The 2,882-nt window shown below is 34.4% G+C and carries 4 protein-coding genes; 3 read left to right on the top strand and 1 reads right to left on the bottom strand.

The window, feature by feature from the left end; all coding sequences use genetic code 11:
• A partial coding sequence (locus tag MV589_RS10910; protein ID WP_297434791.1) for a glycosyltransferase family 9 protein occupies positions 1-922 on the top strand: 922 nt, incomplete at its 5' end.
• Here the strand turns inward: MV589_RS10910 and MV589_RS10905 are convergent.
• Complete coding sequence (locus MV589_RS10905; RefSeq protein ID WP_297434789.1) at positions 882-1,478, bottom strand: hypothetical protein; 597 nt, start codon at positions 1,476-1,478, stop codon at positions 882-884. The genes MV589_RS10910 and MV589_RS10905 overlap by 41 nt on opposite strands.
• Positions 1,479-1,642: 164 nt before the next feature.
• Here MV589_RS10905 and MV589_RS10900 point away from each other — a divergent pair, with 164 nt between their 5' ends.
• The gene (locus MV589_RS10900; protein WP_297434787.1) at positions 1,643-1,993 is read left to right on the top strand and encodes a hypothetical protein; all 351 of its coding nucleotides are present in this window, start codon (positions 1,643-1,645) and stop codon (positions 1,991-1,993) included.
• 169 nt (positions 1,994-2,162) lie between these two features.
• A partial coding sequence (locus tag MV589_RS10895; RefSeq protein ID WP_297434785.1) for an HDOD domain-containing protein occupies positions 2,163-2,882 on the top strand: 720 nt, incomplete at its 3' end.

Raw genomic sequence — 2,882 nt, 5'->3', positions numbered from 1 at the left:
CAATTTGATTTTTCTTACACCATTAATAAATGAAATTCAAAAGATTATGCCTGATGCAAAAATTGATTTAATAGTGGGGATGAAACTAGCAGGTGATATTTTAAAAGAGTTACCCAATGTTGATACGGTGATTTCAATACCAAGAAAACTGCTTGCTCACCCTTTAGAGATGCTGCGTTTTATTGAAAATGCACGCCAAACAGAGTATGATTTGGCTATAAATATCTCATCTGGTTCTCTAAGCTCACAAATAGTGACAATGCTTGTAAATGCAAAATATAAAGCCAGTTTTAAAAGTGAACAAAACGTTACAAAATTAACGCATGCTGTTGTAAAAGAGGGTATTTATAAACACTCAGGACATCAGACCTTAGAACTGTTAAAACTTTTTGCTACACCTTTGCCATCAAAAGAGACTTCTTTAGATATAAAGCTTACACAAGAGGAGATTGCCAAGGCTCAAAATGAGTTAGATAAGATGCTGAAAAATGCTTCAAAAGATGAAAATACAAAAGTAATTGCTCTTTTTAGAAATGCAAGATTTGATAAGAAGATTGCAGATGAGTGGTGGAATGAATGGTTTTATGAACTTAGAAAACTCGATAAAAATATAGTCGTAGTAGATATACTCTCTCCAGATATTTTAACAAAACTAAACGCAGATATATTGGAGTATTCTAACAAAAACTTACGCGCACTTGGAGCATTTTTTCATGTTTGCAGTGCTTATGTGAGTGCCGATACAGGTCCGCTGCATTTAGCATCGGCATCAGATACCAAAGTTCTCGCACTCTTTAATAAAACTGATGCGGCGGTTTATGGAACTTTAGGTGCAAAAAGTAAAACGATAGATATAAATGGACTCTCACCAAAAGAGGTGGCTAGTGCAACTGAGAACTTTTTATTAGCAAGCCATTTGTGAGATTTGTAACTCTTGCATTTGTTTCAACTTGTAAAATAGTGAGATAGAGATTTTTACTTTTATCTGCATTTGTAAGTGCTCTTTGTAAGGCGCTGCTTAGGCTTGAAGGAGTGAAAAAAAGTGTTTTAATACTGTTTGTATCTGGAAAAAATCTACTTGTAGATGAAACTAAAATATACTTTTTAGTAAGTGGCTGTTTGATACTAAAGCCAGGCAAAGAACTGTTTACTTCAAATATATTTGCTCCCTCGCTACTCATTACAAAGGGTGCTGTAAGCATTTTAAGAGTATCTGCAGAGACCTGCATAGTGTTTAGAACAGCGCTGTTCATTCTATCCATATTTTGCAATGTATTATTTATATCGCCTAAAATTTTTGTTGTATTTGTAAGTGTGTTTTGCATTACACGCAGAGTAACTGCGTTTACAATAGTCGAAGCATTTGTGTCACATCTGCTAGTGCTTGGCTTTTCTTGTGCTGTTTTTGTCTCTTTACAACCTAAAGTAAGTACTACAAGTGTAGTAAAAAGAAGAGAGGTCTTGAAAATAATTTTCATGAAATAGTGCTTACTCTAGAGTAAGTTTTACCCCATTGGAGAGTGTTGAAATTACACTGTTTTTTATACTCTTAACCGCAATAAATATGACATCGTTGTTGCTTGATGCAAGATCTGCAATTTGAGTCCATGCTTTAGATAGTGCATCTGATGAGTCTATGTAGATGACGAGACTATTTGCTCTGTCAAAATTTGCATCTTTTGATGCATATAAAAGATACTGCGTAGCAGAGTCAGAGAGTCTAAGAGTCGGAGGTGTAGTTTTATATGCGAGTGTTGAGTCAAGTGGTGCTGTTAAGACAACACTATTTACTAATGAAGTGTTCCCCGTAAGTGTTATAAGTGTGTTAGAGAGAAGTTGTTATGTGGCTACTATTTTATTAGCCATGACATTGATTTTATCTGCCATTGTACCAATATCATCTGAAAGCTTTGAAACAAGTGCTTGTTGGTTTGTAACTGAGGTTTCAAGGTTTGTTACACTTGCGTTTAGTGTATCGCATGTTGTTGTTTGAGCATAAAGATTTGCAACAAAAAGTGTAGTAATAAAAAAGATAGCCAAATTTCTCACAACTGCCTCCAAAATGTTTTTAGATAAGCTAATGTTATCATAAGCTTTCTTAATACAGGGTTGCTCCTTAATATGTGATATAATAAGAAAAAAATAATTATAAGGTATATTTTATGAAGAGTTCAATCGTTGAAAGTATCAAATCACTTCCTCCACTTTCTAAAACTATTTTAGACATTAACAGAGTCTATGCTGATGAGGAGACGGGTGTTGCAGAACTTGCAAAAGTAATTGCACATGATCCTATGATAGTTGCAAATCTTCTTAAAAATGCAAACTCTCCTCTGTACGGTTTTGGAAAAGAGATAAAAAATGTGGCACAGGCTGTTTCACTTTTTGGTATGAGTATGACACGCTCGATTGCTCTTGGAAATTCTGTGCGAAAACTACTTAATGTAGATATGCAGCCTTATGGCGTTACAAGTGAAAAGTTTGCTGAGGTTTCTGAAATGCAAGCAACTTTGATGCTGAAATGGTATGAAAAAGTAGATAAACAAAAGGCTGATGATTTGTATCTTGCCGCATTTTTACAAGAGACGGGAAAAATTTTAATTGCTAGTGATATTATTCAAGAAGATGAAGATGTGAGTTTTAAAGCTGAGGTTGAGTTTTCAAATAATCTTGCACAGTTAGAAAAATCTTATGTCGATGTAAGTAGCTCTGAAGTAACTGCAGAAGTATTTAATCACTGGGGATTTGATGAAAAATTTATAGATATGATTCGTTATTCAGATACTCCTACAGCAGCACCACAAAAGGTTGCAGAGTATGCTACTGCCTTAAATATTGTAAAAACAATTTTGCCTATAAATAAGCCATTTTCAGAGCAGGCA

The organism is Sulfurimonas sp., from assembly GCF_026991475.1.
Lineage (GTDB): Bacteria > Campylobacterota > Campylobacteria > Campylobacterales > Sulfurimonadaceae > Sulfurimonas.
The sequence above is the reverse complement of the archived record's forward strand: the minus strand, read 5'-3'. Positions and strand labels throughout refer to the sequence as shown.